This is a genomic window from Streptomyces sp. GbtcB6 (genome assembly GCF_019091475.1).
GTDB lineage: Bacteria > Actinomycetota > Actinomycetes > Streptomycetales > Streptomycetaceae > Streptomyces > Streptomyces hyaluromycini.
In genome coordinates this window covers 1-24,186 of record NZ_JAGXJL010000013.1, presented here as the reverse complement: position 1 = coordinate 24,186, position 24,186 = coordinate 1, and the positions used below count along the sequence as shown (strand labels likewise).

The 24,186-nt window shown below is 71.1% G+C and carries 23 protein-coding genes and 1 pseudogene; 13 read left to right on the top strand and 11 right to left on the bottom strand.

What is annotated here, in order from left to right:
• Positions 1-14: 14 nt before the first annotated feature.
• Positions 15-536, top strand: coding sequence for a gluconokinase (locus KVT45_RS22595; RefSeq protein ID WP_217550250.1), 522 nt, complete (start codon positions 15-17; stop codon positions 534-536).
• 63 nt (positions 537-599) lie between these two features.
• The gene (locus KVT45_RS22590) at positions 600-1,997 is read left to right on the top strand and encodes a GntP family permease (RefSeq protein WP_217550248.1); all 1,398 of its coding nucleotides are present in this window, start codon (positions 600-602) and stop codon (positions 1,995-1,997) included.
• Between the two features lie 425 nt (positions 1,998-2,422).
• Here the strand turns inward: KVT45_RS22590 and KVT45_RS22585 are convergent, their stop codons facing one another.
• The 3 genes from KVT45_RS22585 to KVT45_RS22575 form a co-directional block, all read right to left on the bottom strand.
• Positions 2,423-3,046 carry a cytochrome b/b6 domain-containing protein gene (locus tag KVT45_RS22585; protein ID WP_217550246.1) on the bottom strand — a complete coding sequence of 208 codons (624 nt, stop codon included), beginning with the start codon at positions 3,044-3,046 and terminating at the stop codon, positions 2,423-2,425.
• Positions 3,030-3,770 (bottom strand): molybdopterin-dependent oxidoreductase, encoded by a 741-nt coding sequence (locus tag KVT45_RS22580; protein WP_217550244.1) that lies wholly within the window; start codon positions 3,768-3,770, stop codon positions 3,030-3,032. The genes KVT45_RS22585 and KVT45_RS22580 overlap by 17 nt, the downstream gene beginning before the upstream one ends.
• Positions 3,771-3,857: 87 nt before the next feature.
• A complete protein-coding gene (locus tag KVT45_RS22575) occupies positions 3,858-4,847 on the bottom strand; it encodes a hypothetical protein (protein ID WP_217550242.1) in 990 nt (329 codons plus the stop codon).
• Positions 4,848-5,237: 390 nt separating this feature from the next.
• On the opposite strand from KVT45_RS22575, the gene KVT45_RS22570 reads away from it, so the two are divergent.
• From KVT45_RS22570 to KVT45_RS22555, 4 genes are all read left to right on the top strand, one after another.
• On the top strand, positions 5,238-6,131 hold the full coding sequence (locus KVT45_RS22570) for a DMT family transporter (RefSeq protein WP_217550240.1): 894 nt from the start codon (positions 5,238-5,240) through the stop codon (positions 6,129-6,131).
• A gap of 33 nt (positions 6,132-6,164) precedes the next feature.
• A complete protein-coding gene (locus KVT45_RS22565; protein WP_217550238.1) occupies positions 6,165-6,674 on the top strand; it encodes an NUDIX hydrolase in 510 nt (169 codons plus the stop codon).
• 338 nt (positions 6,675-7,012) lie between these two features.
• Positions 7,013-7,405 carry a DUF202 domain-containing protein gene (locus KVT45_RS22560; RefSeq protein ID WP_217550236.1) on the top strand — a complete coding sequence of 131 codons (393 nt, stop codon included), beginning with the start codon at positions 7,013-7,015 and terminating at the stop codon, positions 7,403-7,405.
• Complete coding sequence (locus tag KVT45_RS22555) at positions 7,402-7,716, top strand: DUF202 domain-containing protein (protein ID WP_217550234.1); 315 nt, start codon at positions 7,402-7,404, stop codon at positions 7,714-7,716. The genes KVT45_RS22560 and KVT45_RS22555 overlap by 4 nt, the downstream gene beginning before the upstream one ends.
• 7 nt (positions 7,717-7,723) lie before the next feature.
• On the opposite strand, the gene KVT45_RS22550 is transcribed toward KVT45_RS22555, so the two are convergent.
• Complete coding sequence (locus tag KVT45_RS22550) at positions 7,724-8,665, bottom strand: NADP-dependent oxidoreductase (RefSeq protein ID WP_217550232.1); 942 nt, start codon at positions 8,663-8,665, stop codon at positions 7,724-7,726.
• A 128-nt stretch (positions 8,666-8,793) separates the two neighbouring features.
• Between KVT45_RS22550 and KVT45_RS22545 the strand changes: the two genes are divergently transcribed.
• The 3 genes from KVT45_RS22545 to KVT45_RS22535 all read left to right on the top strand — a co-directional run bounded on the left by KVT45_RS22545 (position 8,794) and on the right by KVT45_RS22535 (position 11,499).
• Positions 8,794-9,090 carry a hypothetical protein gene (locus KVT45_RS22545; protein ID WP_217550231.1) on the top strand — a complete coding sequence of 99 codons (297 nt, stop codon included), beginning with the start codon at positions 8,794-8,796 and terminating at the stop codon, positions 9,088-9,090.
• Positions 9,091-9,255: 165 nt separating this feature from the next.
• A complete protein-coding gene (locus tag KVT45_RS22540; RefSeq protein WP_217550229.1) occupies positions 9,256-10,278 on the top strand; it encodes a phosphotransferase family protein in 1,023 nt (340 codons plus the stop codon).
• Positions 10,279-10,284: 6 nt separating this feature from the next.
• On the top strand, positions 10,285-11,499 hold the full coding sequence (locus KVT45_RS22535) for an acyl-CoA dehydrogenase family protein (RefSeq protein WP_217550227.1): 1,215 nt from the start codon (positions 10,285-10,287) through the stop codon (positions 11,497-11,499).
• Positions 11,500-11,562: 63 nt separating this feature from the next.
• Here KVT45_RS22535 and KVT45_RS22530 read toward each other — a convergent pair whose 3' ends face one another.
• The 5 genes from KVT45_RS22530 to KVT45_RS22510 form a co-directional block, all read right to left on the bottom strand.
• Positions 11,563-12,276, bottom strand: coding sequence for a class I SAM-dependent methyltransferase (locus KVT45_RS22530; RefSeq protein WP_254647212.1), 714 nt, complete (start codon positions 12,274-12,276; stop codon positions 11,563-11,565).
• Between the two features lie 166 nt (positions 12,277-12,442).
• The gene (locus tag KVT45_RS22525; RefSeq protein WP_217550225.1) at positions 12,443-13,138 is read right to left on the bottom strand and encodes a type 1 glutamine amidotransferase domain-containing protein; all 696 of its coding nucleotides are present in this window, start codon (positions 13,136-13,138) and stop codon (positions 12,443-12,445) included.
• 65 nt (positions 13,139-13,203) lie between these two features.
• A complete protein-coding gene (locus KVT45_RS22520) occupies positions 13,204-13,797 on the bottom strand; it encodes a TetR/AcrR family transcriptional regulator (protein WP_089103029.1) in 594 nt (197 codons plus the stop codon).
• A gap of 26 nt (positions 13,798-13,823) precedes the next feature.
• The gene (locus KVT45_RS22515) at positions 13,824-15,491 is read right to left on the bottom strand and encodes a class I adenylate-forming enzyme family protein (protein ID WP_217550223.1); all 1,668 of its coding nucleotides are present in this window, start codon (positions 15,489-15,491) and stop codon (positions 13,824-13,826) included.
• Positions 15,488-16,252 (bottom strand): SDR family oxidoreductase, encoded by a 765-nt coding sequence (locus tag KVT45_RS22510; RefSeq protein ID WP_217550221.1) that lies wholly within the window; start codon positions 16,250-16,252, stop codon positions 15,488-15,490. Before KVT45_RS22510 ends, KVT45_RS22515 begins: the two co-directional genes overlap by 4 nt.
• Before the next feature lie 186 nt (positions 16,253-16,438).
• Between KVT45_RS22510 and KVT45_RS22505 the strand changes: the two genes are divergently transcribed.
• Both KVT45_RS22505 and KVT45_RS22500 read left to right on the top strand, forming a co-directional pair.
• Positions 16,439-17,671 carry an exo-beta-N-acetylmuramidase NamZ domain-containing protein gene (locus tag KVT45_RS22505; RefSeq protein WP_217550610.1) on the top strand — a complete coding sequence of 411 codons (1,233 nt, stop codon included), beginning with the start codon at positions 16,439-16,441 and terminating at the stop codon, positions 17,669-17,671.
• An 80-nt stretch (positions 17,672-17,751) separates the two neighbouring features.
• Positions 17,752-19,071 carry a serine-threonine protein kinase gene (locus KVT45_RS22500; RefSeq protein WP_217550219.1) on the top strand — a complete coding sequence of 440 codons (1,320 nt, stop codon included), beginning with the start codon at positions 17,752-17,754 and terminating at the stop codon, positions 19,069-19,071.
• 38 nt (positions 19,072-19,109) lie between these two features.
• Here KVT45_RS22500 and KVT45_RS22495 read toward each other — a convergent pair whose 3' ends face one another.
• Positions 19,110-21,896, bottom strand: a complete 2,787-nt coding sequence (locus tag KVT45_RS22495) for a penicillin acylase family protein (RefSeq protein ID WP_217550217.1) — start codon at positions 21,894-21,896, stop codon at positions 19,110-19,112.
• Positions 21,897-22,164: 268 nt separating this feature from the next.
• Here KVT45_RS22495 and KVT45_RS22490 point away from each other — a divergent pair, with 268 nt between their 5' ends.
• Positions 22,165-22,767 (top strand): hypothetical protein, encoded by a 603-nt coding sequence (locus KVT45_RS22490; protein ID WP_217550215.1) that lies wholly within the window; start codon positions 22,165-22,167, stop codon positions 22,765-22,767.
• Between the two features lie 80 nt (positions 22,768-22,847).
• Here KVT45_RS22490 and KVT45_RS22485 read toward each other — a convergent pair whose 3' ends face one another.
• Positions 22,848-23,654, bottom strand: coding sequence for a G1 family glutamic endopeptidase (locus KVT45_RS22485; RefSeq protein WP_217550213.1), 807 nt, complete (start codon positions 23,652-23,654; stop codon positions 22,848-22,850).
• A gap of 268 nt (positions 23,655-23,922) precedes the next feature.
• Between KVT45_RS22485 and KVT45_RS22480 the strand changes: the two are divergent.
• Positions 23,923-24,186: pseudogene (locus tag KVT45_RS22480) on the top strand (hypothetical protein); the annotation flags it as partial.

Below are 24,186 nucleotides of genomic sequence, written 5' to 3'. Positions count from 1 at the left end.
ACAGCGAGGCACTGATGCACACCCCTCATGTCGTCGTGGTGATGGGCGTCGCCGGCACGGGCAAGACCACGATCGGTCCCCTGCTCGCCGCCCGGCTCGGCGTCCCGTACGCCGAGGGCGACGACTTCCATCCGCCGGCCAACATCGCCAAGATGTCGGCCGGGCACCCGCTCGACGACGCCGACCGGTGGCCGTGGCTGGACGCCATAGGCTCCTGGGCGCACGGGCGGGCGGGGCTGGGCGGGGTGGTCAGCAGCTCCGCACTGAAGCGGTCGTACCGCGACCGGCTGCGGGCCGCGGCTCCCGGCATCGTGTTCCTGCACCTGACCGGCGACCGGCGGCTCATCGAGGACCGGATGTCGCACCGGCAGGGCCACTTCATGCCGACCGCGCTGCTGGACTCCCAGTTCGCCACGCTCCAGCCGCTGGGCGCGGACGAGCCGGGCGTCGCCGTGGACGTCTCGGGCAGCCCCGAGGAGATCACCGCACGGGCCGTACGGGCGCTGGACACGCTGCCCGGCCTCACCCCGCAGTAAGCCCCTCGGTAAGCCACTCCCCCGGATCCCCCCTACCTGTCCCCGTCACTGCAAGGAACCCCCGTGCCCAGACTCAGCGTCGAGATGCTGGCAGCGGACACCGTCGCGCCCATCACCTCGGCCGGACATGCCCGGCTCGGCATCGCCGTCCTGTTGGGCTTCGCCGTCATCGTCCTGCTCATCACCAAGTTCAAGCTCCACGCCTTCCTGGCGCTGACCATCGGCTCGCTCGCGCTCGGCGCGTTCGCCGGGGTGCCGCTCGACAAGGCCATCACCAGCTTCACCACCGGGCTCGGCGCCACCGTCGCCGGCGTGGGTGTCCTGATCGCGCTCGGGGCGATCCTGGGCAAGCTGCTGGCCGACTCCGGCGGCGCCGACCAGATCGTCGACACGATCCTCGCCAAGGCCGGCGGGCGTGCCATGCCGTGGGCGATGGTGCTGATCGCCTCCGTGGTCGGGCTGCCGCTGTTCTTCGAGGTCGGCATCGTGCTGCTGATCCCCGTGGTGCTGATGGTCGCCAAGCGCGGCAACTACTCCCTGATGCGCATCGGCATCCCGGCCCTCGCCGGTCTGTCGGTGATGCACGGTCTGGTGCCCCCGCACCCGGGCCCGCTGGTCGCGATCGACGCGGTCCACGCGAACCTCGGCGTGACCCTGGCCCTCGGCGTCCTGGTCGCGATCCCCACCGTGATCGTCGCCGGTCCGCTGTTCTCGAAGGTCGCGGCCCGCTGGGTGGACGTGCAGGCCCCCGACCGGATGCTCCCGCAACGCCCGTCCGAGGAGCTGGAGCACCGCCCCGGCTTCGGCGCCACCCTCGCCACCATCCTGCTGCCGGTCGTCCTGATGCTGTCCAAGGCGCTGGTCGACATAGTCGTCGACGATCCGGCGCACAAGGTCCAGCGGGTCTTCGACGTCATCGGCTCCCCGCTGATCGCCCTGCTCGCGGCCGTGATCGTCGGCATGTTCACGCTGGGGCGGCCGGCCGGGTTCTCGCGGGAGCGGATCTCGCAGACCGTCGAGAAGGGCCTCATGCCCATCGCGGGCATCCTCCTCATCGTCGGCGCGGGCGGCGGCTTCAAGCAGACGCTGATCGACTGCGGTGTCGGCCAGATGATCCTGGAGATCTCCAAGGACTGGTCGATCCCGGCCCTGCTGCTGGCCTGGCTGATCGCGGTCGCGATCCGTCTCGCGACCGGCTCCGCGACGGTCGCCACGGTCTCCGCGGCGGGCCTGGTGGCCCCCCTGGCGGCCGACATGTCGACGACCCACACCGCCCTCCTGGTCCTGGCCATCGGTGCGGGCTCGCTGTTCTTCAGCCATGTCAACGACGCGGGATTCTGGCTGGTGAAGGAGTACTTCGGCCTGAGCGTCGGCCAGACCCTCAAGACCTGGTCCGTCATGGAGACGATCATCTCGGTGGTCGGGGGCGGCCTGGTCCTGCTGCTGTCATTGGTGATCTAGGGGGCGGTACGCGAGTGGAGTCCGGTGGTGCGCATCGCTCGGCACCGCCGGACTCCGCCGTCTCGGCTGATCGCCGTCGCGGCGGGATGAGGAAGCCGACGGCCTCCACAGCTCACTCCACCGCAACGGCCAGCGGCCACGACGGCGAAGTCCGACGGTGCCTGAGCAAACCGACGGCCTCCACAGTTCACTCCACCGCAACGGCCATCCGCCACAACGGCGAAGTCCGGCGGTGGCTGAGGAAACCGACGGCCTCCACAGTTCACTCCACCGCAACGGCCATCCGCCACGACGGCCAAGTCCGGCGGCGCCTGACGAAAGCGACGGCCTTCGCAGTTCTCTCCGGCGCAACGGCGATCAGCCACGACGGCCGTGTTCGGCGGTGCCTGGTCTCCGGCGGAGTGCGTTCGGCAGGCCCCGCAGGGTTACGGCCGCCACAGCGGGTGTTCGCGTTTGGCCCACTCGCGGCTCACCGTGCCCGTGCGCAGGCCCCGTCTCGCCTCCGGGTCGCCGAGGGCCATGCCGATGTGGCCGGCCAGGACGACGCCGATCGTGAGGGCCAGCCAGTCGTGGACGAAGGTGGCCGAGGTGCGCCACATCAGCGGGGCGAGGTGGGTGAACCACATGAGGAGGCCCGTGCCGAGCATGACGAGGGTCGCGCCGGCGATCCAGTTCGCGTAGATCTTCTGGCCGGCGTTGAACTTGCCCGCCGGGCGGGAGGAGGGGCGCTTGTCGCGGCTCAGGGCGGCATGCAGCCAGAGCCTGTCGTGCGGGCCGAAGCGGTTCAGGAAGCCGAGGTCCCTGCGGAAGGCGCGGGAGGCGAGGCCCAGGAGGACCGGGACGGGGAGGGCGAGGCCCGCGCACTCGTGGATGCGGACGACCAGTTCACGGCGGCCGACGAGGACGGCCAGCTGCGGGATGTAGAGGCAGGCGGCCGTCGCGACGCAGAGGCCCATCAGCAGCGCCGTGGTGCGGTGGACCCAGCGCGCGGCGGCGGTGAAGCGGTGCAGCCGCTCCGTGGCGGCCGGGGCCTCAGCTCGTAGGCTCATCGTCACGTCCGTTCGAGCGGCCGACCCAGGCGTCGACGTCGTAGCCCAGCCTCTCCCAGTACCCCGGGTCGACCTTGTCGGTGACCGTGATGCCGGAGAGCCACTTGGCCGACTTGTAGAAGTACATGGGGGCGACATAGAGGCGGACCGGGCCGCCGTGGTCGTGGGAGATGACCTTGTTCTGCATGCGCAGCGCGACCAGGATGTCCGGCCGGCGGGCCTGGTCGAGGGTGAGGCTCTCGGTGTACGCGCCGTCGAAGCAGGTGAAGTGGATCGCCTTGGCCGAGTCCCGGACGCCCGCCAGATCCAGCAGGTGCGAGAGGCGGACGCCCTCGAAGGGCGTGTCGGGTACCCGCCAGCCGGTCACACACTGGACGTCCTTGACCAGCTTGGTCTGCGGCAGGGCCCGCAGGTCGGCCAGGGTGTAGGTACGCGGCTTGTCGACCAGCCCGTCGATCTTCAGCTGGTAGTCGGCGGCGGTCTTGTCCGGCACCGACCCGGTCACCGAGTAGTAGCGGAAGCCGCCGCCGTTCGGGAGCAGTCCGGTCAGGCCCGTGGGGTCCTTGCCGGAGAAGGTCCCGAGGACCGACTCGGTGACGCGTTGCAGCACCGGCGCGGTCACCAGGCCGAGCGCGCCGAGGCCGATGGTGCCGAGGAACACCCGGCGGCCGACCGGGCTGCCCTCCTCGGTGCGCCGTGGTTCCTCGGATTGTTCAGAGTTCACGCACTCATTCGAACACCATCGGGGCGGGCTCGGCCACGAAATCCGGCGGCCGTAAGGAATCCACAACCTCTTCTCATCAAGCTCCCCTCAACCTCCCAGCACCCGCTCCCGGGCCGCCCGGAACGCCTCGCACGGGTCGCGGTCCGGGTACGACCAGGGTGCCTGGGTGGCATGGCGGCCGATGCGCTGGAACAGGGCGGCGGCCTCGGCGTACCGGCCGGCGCCGAAGGTGGCGTGGGCGAGGTGGTTGAGGTCGATGTGGCGGCGGGGATGCTCCTCGATGCCCCACTCCAGCCACCAGTCGAAGGCGGCGCCCAGGGCACGCAGCGCGGACGGCTCGGTCCAGTGCCCGGCGGCGGCCGGGTCGGCGGGGGCCCGGCCGGTGGCGGCCAGCACCCGGTGGCGTTCGGCGTAGGCGACGACCGGCAGGACGGCGAGTGGGGAGTCGGCCGGTGCCTCGGCCCCGGCGCGTTCCGCGAAGGCGCACAGTTCGTACGTTCCCCCGGTCTCGGTCTCCGCGATCCGGGCCGCCATCAGGTGGTGGGCGTGGTGGTGTTCGGGGTGGCGGCGGCGCACCTCGGTGAAGGTCCGGCGCGTCTCCTCGTCGGTGCCCAGGTAGCGGGCCAGCAGGAGCAGGCCGAGCCATGGAGTGGGGTCGGCGGGGGCGAGCGCGGCGGCGCCGGCGCAGGCCTCACTGGCCCGCTCCGGATCCTCCTTGCCGCGCAGGGCGCGCCGGACCAGGGCCAGGGCGTACAGGGTGGCGGCGCCGGCGGAGCCGGGCTCGGCGAGCAGCCACTCGCGGGCCCAGGCGATGGCGTAGGGCTGGCGGGCGAGGACGGTGGCCCGGTGGCCGCGGCGGTCCCAGTCATCACCCGTATGGAGCAGCAGGGAGCGGGCGGACTGCCAGCGGCCCTGGGCCAACGCGGCGCGGGCGGAGATGAGTTCGGCGTCGTCGAGGGCGTCGTCGGGGCAGTGTTCGCACCCGGGGTGCGCTGCCGCGCGGGGACTTCGGACGACGGCCGGGCCTGGGTCCGAGACGGCCGGGCTTGGGCCTAAGAGGGGCGGGGTTGGGGGCACCGCGGAACTTCCTGGTTGTCGGGCTGCCATCGGCCGATCACGCACAGCAAACCCCCAGCCAAGACTTTGCGTCAAGCTGAACGGGGCTGGTACTCCGTTCAACTACCTTGCGCGAGGCGGAACTTGACGCGCGCCGGGGCCCGGTTGGCGTACCGTGGCCGTGGGGCTTCGGGTTCCGGCTGTGGCGTACGCCATGGCGCCTGCCGCCCGGGCGTCGGACCATGGCCGTAGGGTCTCGCCGCCGCCCCGATCCGCCCAGCGTGATCGACTCGGGCAGCGTGACCGAGTCAACCGCCCGGTTCCGGGTACCCCCGGAGCAATCCCTACCCGCGAGCGCTACAGTCGGCCACTACGCACTCCGTAACCCGGCCGCAGATCGAGGTACGCAGCGTGTCCGTTCTGGTTCTGGTTCTCGCCGTGAGCGCGGCCTGTTGCCTGGGCTTCGGGTTCGTGCTCCAGCAGAACGTCGCCCAGAAGGCACCGCTCAGCGACTTCCTCTCGCCCCGGCTGCTGCTCGACCTGATGAGGGTGCCGCGCTGGCTCGGCGGCATCGGCCTGATGGTGGCCGGCATGATCCTCGGCGCGATCGCCCTCGGCAAGGGCGAGATCTCCCTCGTCGAGCCGCTGCTGGCGACGAACCTGCTGTTCGCCCTCGCGCTCTCCCGGCACCAGACCAAGCATCCCCTCAGCCACCAGGGCTGGGCGGGTCTCGTCCTGCTCGCGGGCGGTGTCACCGCGTTCATCCTGGCGGGCCAGCCACGCGGCGGCGACGCCATCGCCAACCCGCTGCGGCACTGGCTGATCATCGGCGTGATGGTCGGCATAGCCCTGCTCCTCACGACCTACGCCAAACGCTCCCGCCTCAGCGCGGGACCGACCCTCCTCGCCCTCGCCGCCGGCCTGCTCTACGGCGTCCAGGACGCGCTGACCCGGGTCACCAGCACCCGCTTCTCCGAGGGCGGCATCATGGAGGTGCTGACCGGCTGGCAGCCGTACGGCGTGCTGGTCCTCGGGGTCACCGGGCTGATCCTCGTGCAGAGCGCGTTCGAGACGGCGGAACTGCGCAACTCGCTGCCCGCGCTCACCGCGGCCCAGCCGCTCGCCGGGATCCTCTGCGGGGTCGGCTTCCTCGGGGACCGGCTGCGCACCGACACCGGGGCGCTGGCCTGGGAGGCGGCGGGGCTCGCGGCGATCGTGGCGGGCATCGTGCTGCTCGGGCTGCATCCGGCGATGCCGCGCGGTGCGGCGCCCAAGGAGCCTTCGCTGGACCTCCAGCCGCGCTGACGCCGGCGGCCGTCCGCCTGCTTGGATGGCGGTATGAGCGCTGCTGACGAGATCCTCGACATCGTCGACGAGCACGACCGGGTGACCGGACAGTCCCCACGCGGCGAGGCGTACGCCCGGGGCCTGCGCCACCGCTGCGTCTTCATCCAGGCCCGCGACGCCGCCGGCCGCGTCTTCGTCCACCGCCGCACCGCGACCAAGCTGGTCTTTCCCTCCCTCTACGACATGTTCGTCGGGGGTGTGGTCGGCGCGGGCGAGTCCTACGACGACGCGGCGCTGCGGGAGGCCGAGGAGGAACTGGGCGTGAGCGGTCTCCCCCGGCCGACGTTCCTCTTCAAGTTCCTGTACGACGACGGCGCCGGGCAGAGCTGGTGGTCGGCGGTGTACGAGGTGCGCTGCGAGCTGCCGGTGCGGCCGCAGGTGGAGGAGGTGGCGTGGCACGCCTTCCTGAGCGAGGAGGAACTGGTGTCCCGGCTCGGGGAGTGGGAGTGGGTACCGGACGGGGTGGCGGCGTGGGAGCGGCTGCGGGAGTGGCGGGGCTGAGGGGGGACGCTTACCGGCGCCTCCCCAGCCTTCGGCCGGGGGGACCCCCAGCGCCCACCCGTGCCGCCCTGCGGCACGCCTGCCCGCAGCCATGTAGCTGACGCGACTGCAGCGCCCCGTAAGGGGCGCGGGGCTGTATTTGATGTGCGGCTCCGCCGCGTGGGCGCGACCAGCCCTCACACCCGCGGCCGGATGAGGTGGCGCGAGCGCCCGCAGCTGTGCAGGACGCGGCTGGGCGGCGCCCCGTAAGGGGCGCGGGGAACTGCGCGACCAGCCACCACCGGGCCCGCGGCCGAACGACCACGGCCCCCCACCCCCCCCGGGTAGGCTTCCGGCACGTGATCGAATTCGCTCGGAACGTCCGTTTGTGGTTCGCCCCCGAAGAAGTGCGCCAGGAGGGCACGACCCCCGACTACCGTTTCTCCCTCGCCAACGAGCGGACCTTCCTGGCCTGGCTGCGCACCGCCCTCGCCCTGATCGGCGGCGGCTTCGCCGTGGACCAGTTCCTGCCCGACCTCCGCTGGGGCTGGCGCGTCGGCCTCGCGCTCGCGCTCCTCGCCGCCGGCGTGCTCTGCTCGCTGCGTGCCGTGAACCACTGGATGCGCTGCGAGCAGGCGATGCGGCGCGGCGAGGATCTGCCGGTGTCCCGGTTCCCCGCACTGCTGAGCGTGGTCGTCGCCGTGGTCGCCGTCGCCATGGTCGTCGTGGTGCTCGTCGGGTGGGAGGGATGACGGAGCCGGCCCGCGACCCCGGGCTCCAGCCGGAGCGGACCCGGCTGGCCTGGCGCCGTACGACCCTCTCGGCGACCGTCGCCGCCATACTCGCGGCGAAGACCGCACTGCACGGCAGCACCTCGGTCGCCGGCGTGCTCGCCTGCGCCGCCTGCTGCGCCCTGTGGCTGGGCTTCCTCCTGGTCGCCAACCGCCGTATCCGCGCCCTCGCGGCCGCCGACCGCCCCACGGCGCTGCCCCCCCGGCAGGCGACCGGGGCGGTGCTGTGCACGATCGCCATCGCCCTGTGCGCCGCCGCACTGGTCGTATAGGCCCCGCTCAGCCCTCCTCCGGCCAGTCGACGGTGACCACCAGCTTGCCCCGGGTACGCCCCTCCTGGCTGCGGCGCTGCGCGTCGGCCGCCCGCTTCAGCGGGAACGTCTCGGCGACATGGACGGTGACCGCCCCCTGTTCCGCGAGCGCCGCGAGCCGGGTCAGGTCCTCGGCGTCGGGTCGCGCCCAGCAGTAGCGGCCGCCGAAGTCGACGACGTCCGGGTCGGCGATCGAGGCCATCCGGCCCTCGGGTGCGAGCAGGTTCGCCGAGGCGGTCAGGGCCTCCCCGCCGACGGTGTCGAAGACGGCGGCCACGCCCTCCGGTGCCAGCCCCCGGACGCGTTCGGCCAGGCCCGCGCCGTAGGTCACCGGTTCGCCGCCGAGCCCCCGGACGAAGTCGTGGTTGCGCTCGCTCGCCGTGCCGATCACCCGGGCACCGAGGTGGGCCGCGATCTGGACGGCGAGGGAGCCGACCCCGCCCGCGGCGGCGTGCACGAGGACCGTCTCGCCGCGCCTGACCTCCAGGGCGTGCACCAGCACCTGGTAGGCGGTGAGACCGGCCAGCGGCAGCCCGGCGGCCTGTTCGAAGGTGAGGTTGCGCGGCTTGCGGGCGAGGGTGCGCACCGGGGCGGCGACGTACTCGGCGCAGGTGCCCCGGGAGAGGAAGTCCTCGCGGACGTAGCCGATCACCTCGTCGCCGACCGCGAACTCGGTGACGGCGGGGCCCGGCTGGACGACGACGCCGGAGACGTCCCAGCCGGGGACCACCGGGAAGACGGCGTCCATGATGCCGTGCAGCTGGCCCTCGCGGCACTTCCAGTCGACCGGGTTCACGGCCGCCGCCCGGACCTTCACGAGCACCGAGTCGGGGCCGACCTTCGGGTCCTTGACCTCGCCGTACTCCAGCACGTCGGGGCCGCCGTACCGGCTGTAGCTGATGCCTTTCATGCAAACGACCCTCTGGGGTACTCGGACGCCACGCAACCGGGATGCCCGCATATGCGCCCTTTGCGTGGCAGCCTGTCCGTCGGCGTCACGCCACACTCCTGAACCCTGCACCCCCGAAGGCGAGCACCATGACCACCCTTCACCAGGAACACGTCTCGCACGGCCACAGTCACGGACCGGACTGCGGGCACGACCAGGTGCCGCACGGCGACCACGTCGACTACGCGCACAACGGGCATCTGCACCGCGAGCACGGCGGCCACTGGGACGAGTGCGAGCCCGACGGGCACGTCACCCACGAGGCGCACGAGCACCGGCACGGCGACGGCTGCGGGCACACCGGCGTCCTGCACGGCGACCACGTCGACTATCTGCACGACGGCCACCGGCACGCCGCGCACGACGGTCACTGGGACGACCACTGAGCCGATCCTCGCCGATGACGGTTCCCCGCTCCGCGCGCGGGGAGCCGTCACCCGCCGTACGGGTCGTAGGGTGGTCCCGGTCACGTTTGGCTCACGCGCTGGACGACATACCGACTGGTCGGCATCATAAGTCGGGTCCTGTTCATTCGTTCGTAGGAGCGATGCATGAGCCCCGACCACCCGCCCGGACTCGACCTCGACCGGCTGCGCGGCCTGCTCGACCGCGAGCAGCCCGGCCTGGTGACCGGTCCGCTGACCGGAAGGCTGATCGAGGGCGGACGGTCGAACCTCACCTACGCGCTCTCCGACGGCGCCTCGAAGTGGGTCGTGCGACGGCCGCCGCTGGGCCATGTCCTGGCCACCGCGCACGACATGAAGCGCGAGCACCGGGTGATCAGCGCGCTGTACCCGACCGAGGTGCCGGTGCCGCGCCCGGTGCTGCTGTGCGAGGACGAGGAGGTCCTCGGCGCGCCGTTCTACGTGATGGAGTTCGTGGCGGGCACCCCGTACCGCACCTCCGAGCAGCTCGTCCCGCTCGGCCCCGAGCGCACCCGTGACGCCGTGCTGTCCCTGGTGGACACGCTGGTCGAGCTGCACGCCGTGGACCCCGCGGAGGTGGGCCTCGCCGACTTCGGCCGCCCGGAGGGCTTCCTGGACCGCCAGCTGCGCCGCTGGGGCAAGCAGCTGGACGCCTCCCGCAACCGCGAGCTGGCCGGCATCGACGAGCTGCACGCGACCCTGGGCCGCCGCCTGCCGCAGTCCCCCGCACCCACGGTGATCCACGGCGACTACCGCCTCGACAACGTCCTGATCGGCGACGACGACCGGATCAAGGCGATCCTCGACTGGGAGATGTCGACGCTCGGCGACCCGCTGACCGACCTGGGCCTGCTGGTGATGTACAGCCTGCCGCTGGGCGCGCCGGACTCACCTGTGTCCACGACCGCCGAGGCGCCGGGCCACCCGGAGCCGCGGGAGCTGGTCGAGCGCTACGCCGCCCGCTCGGGGCGGGACGTCTCGCAGATCTCCTGGTACACCGCGTTCGCCTGGTTCAAGCTCGCCGTGATCCTGGAGGGCATCCACTACCGGTACACGCTGGGCCAGACGCTCGGGCAGGGCTTCGACCGCATCGGCGAGCTCGTCCCCGTCTTCATCGACCACGGACTGACCACTCTTCAGGAAGGCTGACCGGCCATGGACTTCGCGTTCGACGCGCGCACCGAGGAACTGCGCGCCCAACTGCTCGCCTTCATGGACGAGTTCGTCTATCCGGCCGAGACCGTGGCCGAGGAGCAGCGGGCCGCGCTGGCCTCGCCGTGGGACACCCCGGCCGTGGTCGAGGAGCTGAAGGCCGAGGCGCGCAGGCAGGGCCTGTGGAACCTCTTCCTCCCCGACGCCGAGTACGGCGCAGGGCTCACCAACCTCCAGTACGCGCCGCTCGCCGAGATCACCGGTCGCTCCCCGCACCTGGCGCCCACCGCGCTGAACTGCGCGGCACCGGACACCGGCAACATGGAGGTGCTGGCCCAGTTCGGCGACGACGCGCAGAAGAAGCAGTGGCTGGAACCGCTCCTTGCCGGTGAGATCCGCTCCGCGTTCGCCATGACCGAGCCGGAGGTGGCCTCCTCCGACGCCACCAACATCACCACGCACATCGAGCGCGACGGCGACGACTACGTCATCACGGGCCGCAAGTGGTACATCTCCGGGGCGATGAACCCGGACTGCAAGATCTTCATCGTGATGGGCAAGACCGACCCGGACGGCACCGACATCCGGCGCCAGCAGTCCATGGTCCTGGTCCCGCGCGACACCCCGGGCGTCACTGTGAAGCGGGCGATGAAGGTCTTCGGCTACGAGGACCACTCGCACGGCGGCCACGCCGAGGTGGTCTTCGACCACGCGCGCGTGCCCGTGACCAACCTGGTCGGCGAGGAGGGCGGCGGTTTCGCCATCGCCCAGGCCCGGCTCGGCCCCGGCCGTATCCACCACTGCATGCGGCTGATCGGCATGGCCGAACGGGCGATCGAGCTGATGTGCCGCAGGGCCGTCTCCCGTCAGGCCTTCGGCAAGGCGCTGGCCCAGCAGGGCGTGGTGCACAACTGGATCGCCGACGCCCGGGTGACGGTCGAGCAGCTGCGGCTGCTGGTCCTCAAGACGGCCTGGCTGATGGACACCGTCGGCAACCGGGGCGCCCACGCCGAGATCCAGGCCATCAAGATTGCCACGCCGCGTGCGGTCGTCGACATCATCGACCGGGCGATCCAGCTGCACGGCGCCGGCGGTGTCAGCCAGGACTTCCCGCTGGCCGACCTGTACGCCGGGGCCCGCACCCTGATGATCGCCGACGGCCCGGACGAGGTGCACCAGCGCTCGCTGGCGCGGCGGGAGCTGAAGAAGTACCTGTAGGCGTTGCGCAGTCGGGGCCGGTGCGGGCATCCTCATGCCCGCACCGGCCCCTCGCCGTCCGCCTCAGCCCGTCCGGCCCGCCACGAGCTGGTAGAAGATCGGCTCGCCGGTCGTCGTCACCCGGTGCTGGAACCGGGTCCGTTCCAGCAGTTCGAGACGTCCGTCGGCCACCAGCCGCTCGACGGCGACGCCGAACCCGTCCGGATCCGCTTCGTCCATCCACTGCTCGTGGATCGTGAAGGCCACGGGCGCGCCCGACGGCAGGACCCCGAGCGCGTTGACCAGCGCCCGCGGTGTGGCGTGCGTGCCGCCGAACGCGCCGGCCGACACCAGCCCGCCGAAGGCGTAAGGGCGCAGTGCCTCACGGAGTCCGTCGCCGAGCTGGAAGTCGCCGACCACGTAGTCGGCGTAGACGCCCGGCCGGTCGCGCAGACACGCCTCGCGCGCCGCCGGCAGCGCGTCGACCCCGACGACCCGGGCCGCGCCTGAGCCACGCACGAGTTCGCCGACCAGTCCGGTGCCGGAGCCGACGTCCAGCACCGTCATCGACTCCGGCTCCAGCCCGAGGCTCGTGGCCGCGCGCAGGAAACCCTCGGCCGCGACCTGCGGCGATCTGCACTGCAGCCGTTCCTGGACGACATGCTCGTAGAGGCCGGGCACGGCGTAGATCCGCGTGTACTCGTGCAGGTGCACCGTCTCGTGCTCGCTCAACTCGATGTACTCGCCGTCGGTCACTGGCGGGCCGAGCAGCCGGACGCCCGCAAACACATCTGCCATGCCGGCGAGACTATGCGCACGTGTCCGTGCGCCGCCACCAGTGACCCGGGCGGGCCGACTGCTCCCGCTTCCGGGGATCCGGTCAGTGGCCGTGGTCCGGTCCCGGTCCGGAACCCGGCACGGTCGACGGGGCCGCCGGCCGGCGCCCGGTACTGACGGCCGTCGCCTACTTGAGGATCTGGAGCAGCCGGTCCGCCAGGATCGCCGACGAATGGGGATTCTGGCCGGTGATGAGGTTGCGGTCCTCGACCATGTAGGGCTCCCAGATCGGACCGCGGCTGAAGTCGATGCCGGTCTTCTCCTTGAGCTCCGTCTCCAGGAGCCACGGTGCCCGAGGGGCCAGTCCGACGGCCCCTTCCTCCTCGTCGGTGAAGCAGGTGATGCGGTATCCGTCGAAGGGCGACCTGCCGTGAATCCTGGTGGCGAGGATCGCGGCGGGGGCATGGCACACGATCGCGAGCGGTCTGCCCGAGGCGAGCTGCGCGGTCAGCAGGCGGCCCACATCGGCGTCGAACGCCAGGTCCGCCATGGGGCCGTGGCCGCCGGGCAGGTACACCGCGTCGTAGTCCTCCAGGCGGACGTCCGAGAGCTGGAGGGGCCGCCGCATCACCTCGGCGGAGCGGATGATCGCCTCCAGTTCGAGGGCCATCTCCTCGCCGCCCGCCATCGACGGGCGCAGGCTCATCATGTCGACGTTCGGGGTCACCCCGCCGGGCGTCCCGACCACGACGTCATGACCGGCTTCCGTGATCTTCTTGTAGGGCACGGCGAACTCTTCGGCCCAGTAGCCGGTCGCGTACCTGGTGCCGTCCTTGAGAACCCAGTAGGTCGCCCCGCTGACGATGAAGAGGACTTTCGCCATCGCACTCGGTCTCCTTCCCCCCGAGTCGACTCGTAGAGGAATTCAGCCGTTCCAGCCTAGGCACATCAGGGGCGCAGTGCCCGCAGCAGCAGGTCGGCCAGGTGGTCGGCGACCTCCTGCGGGGCCATGGGGCCGTCGGGGCGGTACCAGGTCGACAGGTGGTGGACCGAGCCGAAGTGGTAGTCGACGACGAGGTCGGCCGGGGTCGCGGTGGAGAACACTCCCTCGCGCTGGCCCTCCTCGACGAGCGCGCGGAAGCGTTCGTGGTAGCGCCGGCGCTCGGCGCGCACCTGCTTGTTCTTCTCCGGGCTCAGGTGGTGCATCGAGCGGAAGAAGATCATCGCGTCGTCGAGATTCTCGATGGTCGTGACGACCACGTCCGCCGCCGCGCCCCGCAGCCGCTTCTCGATCGGCTCGTCCGCGTTCGCGAAGGCGTCGAGCCGTTCCTGCTGGACGCGCAGCACGCGCGCGTACACCTCGTGCAGGAGGTCGTCCTTGGAGCCGAAGTAGTGGTACAGCGCCCCCTTGGTGACACCGGCCGCCTCCACGATCTCCTGCACGGAGGTCCGGTCGTAGCCCTGCTCCGCGAAGAGCCGGGTGGCGGCGGCAAGAAGCCGCTGCGGAACAGGAGCCCCGTCTCCGTCCGTCGTCCTGGGCACTGCCGCCACCTGCCTTTCTCGTAGATCTACTGACTCTGTTGCGGTCGGGAACGAAGTTCCCGTCGGAGGATCTTCCCACTTGCCGTCTTCGGCAGGTCGGGCAGGATCTCCACCTGGCGCGGGTATTTGTAAGCGGCCAGTCTCTCCTTGCAATAGAGGGCGAGATCGTCCGGGTCGGTTGCAGCTCCGGGGCGAAGACTGATGTAGGCCTTGACGGTCTCCCCGCGGTACCCGTCCGGCACCCCGACAACGGCCGCCTCGCGTACCGCCGGGTGGGTGTACAGCACGTCCTCTACCTCACGCGGCCAGACCTTGAAGCCGGACGCGTTGATCATGTCCTTCTTGCGGTCGACGACGTACAGCCAGCCCTGCGGGTCCATGAACCCGATGTCGCCGGTGCGCAGTTCGCCGTCCGGGAAGGTCTCGGCGGTGGCCTCGGGCCGCCGCCAGTACCCGGGCACGACCTGCGGCCCGCGTACGGCGATCTCGCCCTGCTCGCCGAAGGGCACCTCCTGACCCTGGTCGTCGATGATGCGGACGACCGTGTCCGGGCCGGACACGCCGACCGCGAGGGTTCCGGAGACCGGGTCGACGGGCGCTTCCCGCTCCGGCGGCACGGAGGCGCAGGGCGCGGTGCACTCGGTCAGCCCGTAGCCGTTGCGGATGTACGGCCCGAACCCCGCGCGGAACTTCTCCACCAGGGCCGGCGGCAGCGGTGCGCCGCCCGACGAGATGTTGACGAAGGACGCGAAGTGCTCCGGGGTGACGTCCGGGTGGGCGGCGAGGGCCATGAAGGCGGTGGACGGGCCGACCGTGTACTGCGGGCGGTGCTCGGCGAACGCTTCCAGCACCAGGCCCGGCTCGAAGCGGTACGTCAGCACGAGCGTGCCCACGCTGGTGAGGCAGGCGCAGAGCTGGCAGACCATGCCGGTGATGTGGAAGAGGGGCGCGAGGGCGTAGTAGACCGGCGCGTCGGGCAGGGCGAGCCCGGTCCGCTGCCGCTCGGCGTTGTACATGATGTTGCTGTGGAGATTGGTGGCGCCCTTGGGCGCGCCGCTCGTCCCCGAGGTGTAGCTGATCAGCGCGATGTCGGAGGGCGCCGGGTCCCGCCCTTCGGGCGCCTTGCCACCCCTGCGCGCGACGGCGACCAGGTCCTCGGCGTCGGCGGCCTGCGGCAGCCGCTCGAAGGTCAGCACGCGCGCGTCGTCACGCGTCTGGAAGTCCAGCTCGCTCGCGGTGAGCACGATCCGCACCGGCGAGTCGGCGGCCGTGTCGCGCAGATACGACTCCCAGGCCCGCTGCGAGCAGACCAGCGCGGCCACCTCGGCGTCCCGCAGCACGTGCGAGACCTCCCCCGACTTGTACATCGGGTTGACCGGCACGACGGTCGCGCCCGCCTTCCAGGCGCCGAGCAGCGCGAGCACGAAGTGCGGCGAGTTCTGCAGGATCACGGCGACCCGGTCCCCGCGCTCCAGGCCCCGCTCGGCGAGATGCGCGGCGACCGAGTCGCTCAGCTCGTCGACCTCACGGAAGCTGAGGCGGGCGTCGAAGTAGGCGAGGCAGGTGCGGTCGGGCGCCTCGGCCACGGCGGTCCGCAGGGCGTGCACCAGCGAGGCGGGCGGATCGACCGGCCCGCGCTGGGCGTCGTTGAGCAGCGCCACCCAGGGCCGCGCAGCGTAGACGGACTCGGTCACCGGGTGGCCTCCCACTTCTGCTGGATGTGGTTCATGTTCGTCAGCCAGCGGTCCGGGTCGGTGGCCCGTGCCTGGTAGAAGTCGGCGACCTCGGGGTGCGGCAGGATCAGGAACCGGTCCTCCGCCATCCCCTTGAACAGCGCGTCGGCGACGGCCTCCGGTTCGATGGCGGTCGGCTGGAGCACGATATCGCCCGCGCTGCCGGTGGCGGCGAGCATGTCGGTACGGACGCCCTGTGGGCAGATGGCGTGCACTTTCAGGCCATGATGCCGGTACGTCAGCGACAGCCACTCGGCGAAGGCGTAGGCGGCGTGCTTGGTCACGCTGTAGGGCGCGGCGCCGATCATGGTGAGCAGTCCGGCGGCGGACACGGTGGACACGAACCGCCCGCTCCCCCGCTCCAGCCACTCCGGCACCAGCTCCTGGGCGGCCCGTACGTGAGCCATGACGTTGACGTCCCAGGCCGATTCCCACACGGCCGCGTCGGCCGCCTCGGACCCGCCGGAACCGAGCCCGGCGTTGGCGCAGTAGACGTCGACGCTCCCGCCGAGCGCGTCCCGGGCGGCGCCGACGATGCCGGACGCGTCCCCCGGAAGGGCGATCCCGCCGATCTCCTCGGCGACGGCAGCCGCCTTCTCCCCGTCCAGGTCGTTCACGACGACGCGGGCGCCTTCGGCGGCGAACCGGCGGGCAAGGGCGGCCCCGATGCCCCCTCCCGCCCCGGTGACGACGACTCGGGCATCTTGCACGGCTCCCACCATCGGTCTCCTTCGACACGACGCGACCAGACTCGGCTCAGCAACGACACACTAACCGGTCGGTATGTTGCAGGAAAGGGCCCACTGCAACGCGCCCCGAAAGGGGCGCGGGGAACTGCGCGATCAGCCACATCCGTCCCGCAGCCTGCAAAACTTCCCGCGGGAGCACTCGACGTGGAGGTCACCCCCATGCGCCTGTCCAGAAGAGCTCTGCTCACCGCCGCCACGGCAACCGCCTCACTCACGGGAATCGCGACGACCGCGGACGCCCGAGATCACCTCCGCACCGGTTTCGACCATCTTTCCGCCGACGGCTACACCCTCCTCGCCGCCCAGAAGGTCGGCATCGTCACCAACCCCACCGGCATCACCCCCGACGCCCGCCACATCGTTGACGTCATGCACGCCGACCCCCGGGTCAGGCTGACGGCGGTCTTCGGCCCGGAGCACGGATTCCGCGGCACCGCCCAGGCCGGCGGCTCCGAGGGCCGCTACGACGACCCGGCGACCGGCCTTCCCGTCTACGACACCTACCTCAAGAGCGGACAGCCTCTCGCCGACGTCTTCACCGCCTCCGGCGTGGACACCGTCGTCTTCGACATCCAGGACGTCGGCGCCCGTTTCTACACGTACGTCTGGACGCTCTACGACTGCATGGAGGCGGCCCGGCTGGCCGGCAAGCGCTTCGTCGTGCTCGACCGGCCCAACCCGGTGACCGGCCGCACGGCCCAGGGCCCGGTCCTGCACCGGGAGTTCGCCAGTTTCGTCGGCCGGCAGCCGATCGCGCAGGCGCACGGGATGACGGTCGCCGAGCTCGCGCGGCTGTTCAACGCGGAGTTCCTGGACCCGCCGGTCGCGCTGGACGTCGTACCGATGACGGGCTGGCGGCGCTCCCGCTTCTTCGACGCGTACGGGCTGCCGTGGGTGCCGCCGAGTCCCAACATGCCCACCCCGGACACCGCCCTCGTCTACTCGGGGACCTGCCTCTTCGAGGGCACGAACCTGTCCGAGGGGCGCGGTACCACCCGCCCCTTCGAACTGCTGGGCGCGGAGGGCATCGACGCACGCTGGGCGGCCGCCGCCAACGGGCTCGCGCTGCCGGGCGTGCGGTTCCGGGAGGCGTACTTCACGCCGACCTTCTCCAAGTTCCAGGGCAGGACCGTCGGCGGGGTGCAGATCCATGTGCACGACCGGGTCGCCTACGACCCGGTACGTACCGGAATCGCCCTTCTGGTCACGGCGAAGAAGGTGTGGAGCGGCTTCGCCTGGCGCCCGGACGACTGGATCGACAGGCTGACCGGATCCACGCGGGTGCGCACGATGATCGACGCCGGCGCGGGCCCGGACGAGGTGGTCGGCGCCTGGCAGGACGAACTCGCCGCATTCCGCCGGGTCCGAAAGGAATTTCTCCTCTACAGGTGAGGCGCGTTGTATGGCCAACCTTGCCCCGCAGCAGGACGATGCGCGCACATCGCACCGGTTCGGGGGACGAGGAGCCTGGCATGGCGGATCCTGGGATGAGTGTGGCTCCCTACTGGGAGCTGACCTTCGACGCGGACGGGGACCCGGACGGCGCCGAACGCGACCGGCTGCTGGGCGAGATCGGCGGCCACGGCGTCCATGACCTGATCGTCTTCGCGCACGGCTGGAACAACGACCGTTCGGGTGCGACCGCCCTGTACCGGCGGTTCTTCGCGCCGATCCCGAAGCTCGCGCCGAAGGCGAGGATCGGGTACGCCGGGGTGATCTGGCCGTCGATGCGGTTCTGCGACGAGCCGATCCCCGACTTCCCGAAGTCCGTGGTGGCCACGGAGGCGGAGGAGTCACCGGCACCCGCCCTCGACAAGGACACCCGGCACGCGCTCCTGGAGACGTTCCCGGGGCGGGCCACCGTGGTCGACCAGATCGCGCGGATGCTGGACCAGCGGCCGGCGAACGAACTGGCGGAGTTCGGACGCCTGGTACGGCTGCTGGTCGAGGTCCTCCCCGGCGGCCCGCAGCCGCTGTTCGCGGCGGACACGCTCGCGGAGGGCGTCCCGCAGAGCGACCCGGTGCTGTTCACCGGGGACACGACGGCCCTGTGCGAGGAGTTCGCGGCGGCGCTGGCCACTCTCCAAGGGGGCAGCGGCGCGGCCGGGTTCACGCTGCCGAACCCCTGGGACGGCGCGAAGGAGCTGCTCAGGCAGGCGACGTACTACGCGATGAAGCGGCGTGCGGGAACCGTCGGGGAGCGTGGGCTCGGGCGGGTGGTCGGGCAGCTGGCCGGGGCGGCGCCGGACGTGCGGGTGCATCTGGTCGGACACAGCTTCGGCGGCCGGCTGGTGTCGTTCGCGCTGCGCGGGCTGCCGGACGGGGTGCGCACGGTGAAGTCCGTGACCCTGCTGCAGGGCGCCTTCTCGCACTACGCGTTCGCCGCCCGGCTGCCCCACGACCCGCACGCCGGCGGGGTGCTCCAGGGGCAGCAGAACCGGATCGACGGCCCGCTGGTGTGCTGCTACTCCCACTTCGACGAGGCGCTCGGCACGATCTATCCGCTGGCCTCGCGGATGGCGGACGACTGCGAGTCGGCGCTGGGCGAGGACATGGAGCGGATGCTGGGCGACAGGTGGGGTGCGATGGGCCACGACGGCGTCCAGGAGGTGCCGGGCACCCGTTCGCTGGACCTCGCGGCGGCGCTGCGCGGCCCGCTCGCCGCGCCGGGCTGTGTGAACGTCGACGCGGCGGCGGTCGTCAGGAAGGGCGGGCCGCCGTCCGGGGCGCACAGCGACATCGTGCACCCCGAACTGGCCCGGGTGGTGCTGGCGGCGGGGCACATCGCGTGACCCCGCCGCCGTGGGGCATCAGCCCACCGGTGTGCGGCTCACCTGTGTGAGGTGAACTCCACGACCTGCTGGAAGGTCGGCCGGTTCTGCCAGCTGATGTTGTAGTGCTTGATGCCGCCCAGGGTGCGCTGGACGATCGAGTCGGCGCACCACTGGTCGCCCGCCGAGCACAGCGAGTCCCCGGGGTAGACGGTGGACGCGCTGGTGCCGGCCGCCGTCTTCAGGGTGCTGATGAGGATGTCCCGGCAGGCGCTGAGGCTGCCGCCGCCGCAGTACTGCTCGGCGAGCGGTCCCGACACGGTCTGCCCGAGCACCGACCGCATGTCCTTGTCGACATAACTCCACCAGCCGTACTGGAAGGAGCTGCCGGCGTGCGAGCCGGTGGGCCCGTGGGCGGCCGACGGGGTCTCGTCGATGTACAGGTTGTTGGTGAACGCGGTGTACAGGTCGTCACCGAGGCCTGGCTGGAACTCGGCCTTCACCAGCAGTGGCCACCAGGCGTCCAGGATCCGGATGGCGTCGGCGTTGGCGTACGTCTTCGAGCCCGCCGAGGTCTCCGTTCTCTTGCCGCCCGCGGTCAGCCAGGTCTGGAGCTTGGTGACGGCCGCGGCGGCCGTGGAGTCGGTCACCGTACTGCTGTTGACCACCTTCAGCAGGTCCGGCAGCACGTCCTCGGCACGCAGGTCCGTGAGCGATGCGTCTGCCATGGCCTTGACAAGCGCAGAGCGGGTGACACCCCCGGCGGCGACGAGTTTCTTGACCCGGTCGTTCAGCAGGTTGCCACGGTGGACCGAACCGTCGCCCCAGCTCGCGGTCGTGTAGTTCAGCGCCTGCTTGTTGTTCCAGGAGATGTAGTAGTCCTGGTCGATGGAGTTGGGGTGCGCGGAGGCCGGGGTGTAGTCGGCCGTGTTGGTGGTCGGGTCCCAGTTCTGCCACTCGTAGGCGGCCTGGCCCCAGACCGGGAACTCGGGGTCGACCCCGCTCGCCCGCACCGGGTTGTTGCCGCTGTTGTAGTACGCGGTGTGCGAGGAGTCGGCGTAGAACCAGTTGAAGGTGAAGTTGATGTGCTGGACCGCGCTCTGGAAGGTCTGCGGGCTCTTCACGTAGTCGGGGTCATTGAGCATCTGGAAGCCGATGATCGAGTCGGCCTCGTGCATGTAGGAGGATCTCAGGGTGGTGTAGGCGACCTTCTTCCCGCCGACGGTGGCCCGGTATTCGACAGGGCCGTACTTGGTTTTCCAGACTTTCATGGTGTACGAGCCGGCGGCCGTGCCGTCGGCGGTGGTCGGCTTCCAGGAGTTGGCCTGCTCGACCTCGTCCATGGCCGTGCAGGTGCCGTGGTACAGGTAGTGGTAGTCGTCCTGGCAGAGTTCGACCGCGTAGGAGTCGATGATGTCCTGCCCGGAGGTGGTGGCGGACCACGCGTAGTCCTGGCCGCGGCCCAGTTCGACGTACATGCTCAGGCCGGCGAAGGAGGCGCCGCGGGCGCTGATGCCCGGGCCCTGGATCTCCTGGAGCATGAGCAGCTGCGGGGCGAAGTAGCCGGTCTGCGGTCCGAAGACGGCGATGGGGTGACCGCTCGCGGTGTACTTGCCGCTGACGACCAGGGCGTTGGACATCCCTCGCTTGGCCGAGCTGAGGGCGGTCGCGGTCGCCGCCGCGGAGGCCGCGCTGGCGCTCTGGTCGGCGCCGGTGCCGGTGGCGTTGTAGACCAGTGGTTCGGTCGTCACCGTACCGGCGTCGGGCAGCGCCTCGCCCTGCGGGTTGTCGGGCTTGGTGCCGTAGGGGAAGCTCTCGCCGTTGTGGACGGTGAGCGCCGCCTCGGGGTCGTTGCGTTCGCGGAACGACTCCCAGACCTTGGTGCCCTCCGTCACGCCGTACTTCTCCTGGGCGGCGAGCAGCGAGATGGCGTTGTTGACCTCGCCGCCGCCGCCGGAGCCGAACAGCGTGCCGATCACGGAGGCCAGCGCCACCAGGTCGGTGATCTTGAAGTGGTCGATCGTGCCGGCGTTGGTGATCGAGTCCTTGTGTCCGGTCAGCACGTACTCGCCGGGGAAGTACCGGCCGCTGTCGGAGGCGTCGATGTAGGAGTTGATGCCGGCGAGGTAGGCGTTGGCATCGGCGAGGGCCTGCTGGCCGCGGGCGCCGTTGTTGGCGACGGCGTTGTCGATCTGCGCCTGGAGGTCGGCCTCGGAGTAGGGGGCGTTGCGGTAGAACTCCTGCTCAAGGCCCTGGTTGGAGGCGGCGCCACCGGCGAAGGTGGTGAGCTGGCCGCGGCCGACGTGCCGGAACACGTCCATGAGCCACAGCCGGTCCTCAGCGGCGGCATACCCCGCGCCGAACTCGGTGCCGTATCTGGTGGTACCGGTGATGTGCGGCACGCCCGTCTTCTTGTCACGGACGATCGTCACGTCACTGCGACCCGCCGGACTCTCCGTGGAGGCGACTTGATCGGAAGCGACCCCGAACGACGAGTCGTTGAAGAAGGTGTTGATCTTCGCGTCGGTGAGGGTGGAGTAGCCCGTGGCCAGGTTGTTGTAGGGGCCCAGCTGGTCCTCGGCATGGTCGGGCTGGGTGCCGAAGACCTGGTTGAGGAGGACCTGGGCGAGCGTGGCGTTGCCGTTCTCGCCGGGCGGCAGGATGTCGGAACACTGGCCGCCGCAGTAGTCGTTGGAGGCCGCGGCCGCCGCCGGGGTCCCCTGGACCAGCGGGGAGAGCAGGCCGGCTATGAGGACGCATACGGATGCGGCTTTCAGGAACCCGGGGAGCTTGCGGGGAGTTCTCAGTTTGTCGAACAACGCGTGATGTCTGGTGCGCCGGGGCATGGCGGCTCCTCACGACGGGGGTGGTGCCGGACGTTACCGCCGGTATCCCCGGGATTGAAGATGAACATGCGTCAAGTTTTGGAGTGGTCGCCCGCGTCGGTGGTGTCACCGGCCGTCGGTCAAGGCGGGCGGCCTTATGGGCGGCATCGGAAATCCGATGGAGCCGATTCGAGTGTCGATACGTCTATACGGCAACGCCGCGCGAAGCCGGTGCGGCGACGCCGAAGTGACCGAAGTACAGGTGCAGGTGTGACGGAGGTGCAGGGCGATGGCCGGTTTCCGGAGTCTGGCGAGACAGGCGCGAGACCCACGGTGCGATCTGGCGCTACGGCGTTACTCGCTGCGCAAGTGCCTGGAGCGGTTCGCTCCTTACGGGCACCGCGCGACCTGGGACCATCTCTGCTCGCGGGCCGGGTTCGGTCCCGAGGACCGGTCCCCCGATCCGGTGCGTCTCGTGGGCGCGCTGGAGGAGCTGGAGGAGGCACGGACGGTATGGCTCGCCTATGAGGGCGAGTTCGCCGAGCGCCGCAAGAAGGAGAAGCACGACGGGCTGCGCCGCCCGGGCAGCGTGGACGACTGGCACCGGCTGACCTGGGGCGGATTCGGAGTGGCCTGGTGCGACGACCCACGGGTCCATCCCGACGAACCACTCGCCGAGGTGCTGCGACGGCTGATCGCCGCCCTGGAGCGCGAGCCGGGCACAGTCTGCCCGGTGTGCGCGGGGGAGCGCCTCATCTGGAAGTACGACCTGGACCACGAGCCCTCCGCCGGTCCGGTCTGCACGGACTGCGGGATCCTGGTGCCGCGTCCGGTGCTCACCCCCGAGGCCCTGGCCTACGCCAGGCGCGGGCGACTGCTCATGTCGGCCTGACCACGTGGGGGTGCGCCGGGGATGCCGCACCCCCCAACTGCCCAGTGACCCCGGGCAGGCGGCCGCTCAGGGAGCGGTGGTCAGCTGGCCTTCCAGGTGTCCGCGAAGCTGCCGCCGGATATCGTGCCCGGCTGGGCGCGCACGGCGGAGCTGCTGCTCTTGGTCATCACGATCTCGGTCGGCGAGAAGCCGTCCAGGTTGGAGCCGTTCGCCTTCGCGCCCGTGAAGGTCACGGTGCCGAAGTTGGCGAGGCTCGCGACCGAGCCGCCGACCTCGGGGGCCTCCGCGACGACCTCGGCGGAGGCGTTCTTGAAGCCGGAGGAGCCGGCGTGCGTGGTGGTCTTCGTCCAGCCCTGGGTGGAGTCCGTGAGGGTCATGGCGAAGGTGCTGCCGTTGTAGGTCACGGTGGCGGTGAACTTGTCGCCGCCCTTGACGGTGACGCCGGAGTAGGCGCTCTCGGAGGCGGGCAGCACCTCCCACCAGGCGCCGTAGACGGCCGTGCCGTTGATGCAGTCGGCCTCCGTGCCGGTCTGCTCCAGCGCGGAGTTGCTGTAGCCGTCCAGGCCGACCCAGAAGGAGGAGTACGTGGTGGCCGAGCCGCAGCTGACGGACGGCTGGGTCCAGGAGGAGGTCACCGAGGTGTAGGCGCCGGAGGAACCGGTGGCCGCGTAGCCGGACCAGTTGGTGGAGGAGACGGTGGCGTTGGTCGTGCCGGGCTTCGACAGACCGCGCAGGGTGTGGCTCTCGTGGCTCGCGACGGCCTGGGTGAGCTGGGCGGGGGTGTGCGCGGTGAGGTGGGGGGCGGCGGCGAGCGCCGGGGTGGCGAGGGCGGCGCTGAGCGCGGCCGCGGTGGCGAGGACGATACTGGCGGAAGCTCTCGCTGACATGACTCTCCGTCACGGAAGGGAGTGGGGGACGCCTCCGGCGGTCCGGGCGATCTTCCACCGGGGACGACAGCAGCTTCCGCCCAGCTCATGACCATGACAAGCCCGTCAAGGGCGTTCAGTATTGCGGGATTTGACGCGGAAACGCAGCGGAAATTCGACAGGAGCCCGACAGGCTCACCCAAGTTCGATCAAATATCGGGCAACACTGCTCCAACATCCCGGCAACGGGGTTCCGCCCCCGCACACCCCCCGGCCAAGACTGGTGCATGTGACATCCAGACCCGAGGGGCCGTTTCCCGAGGCGCTGCGGGCCGCCATCGCCGCCAGCGGGCTGAGCCTCGACCGGATCCACCACCGGCTACGGCGGCGGGGCACCCCGGTGGCACCGGCGACGCTCAGCTCCTGGCAGTCCGGGCGCTACCGTCCCGAGCGCAAACAGTCGCTGGCCGCGCTGGCCGCCCTGGAGGACGTCCTGCGGCTGCCGCCGGCCGCGCTCAGCGGCCTGCTCGGCCCGCCCCGCCCGCGCCGCCGC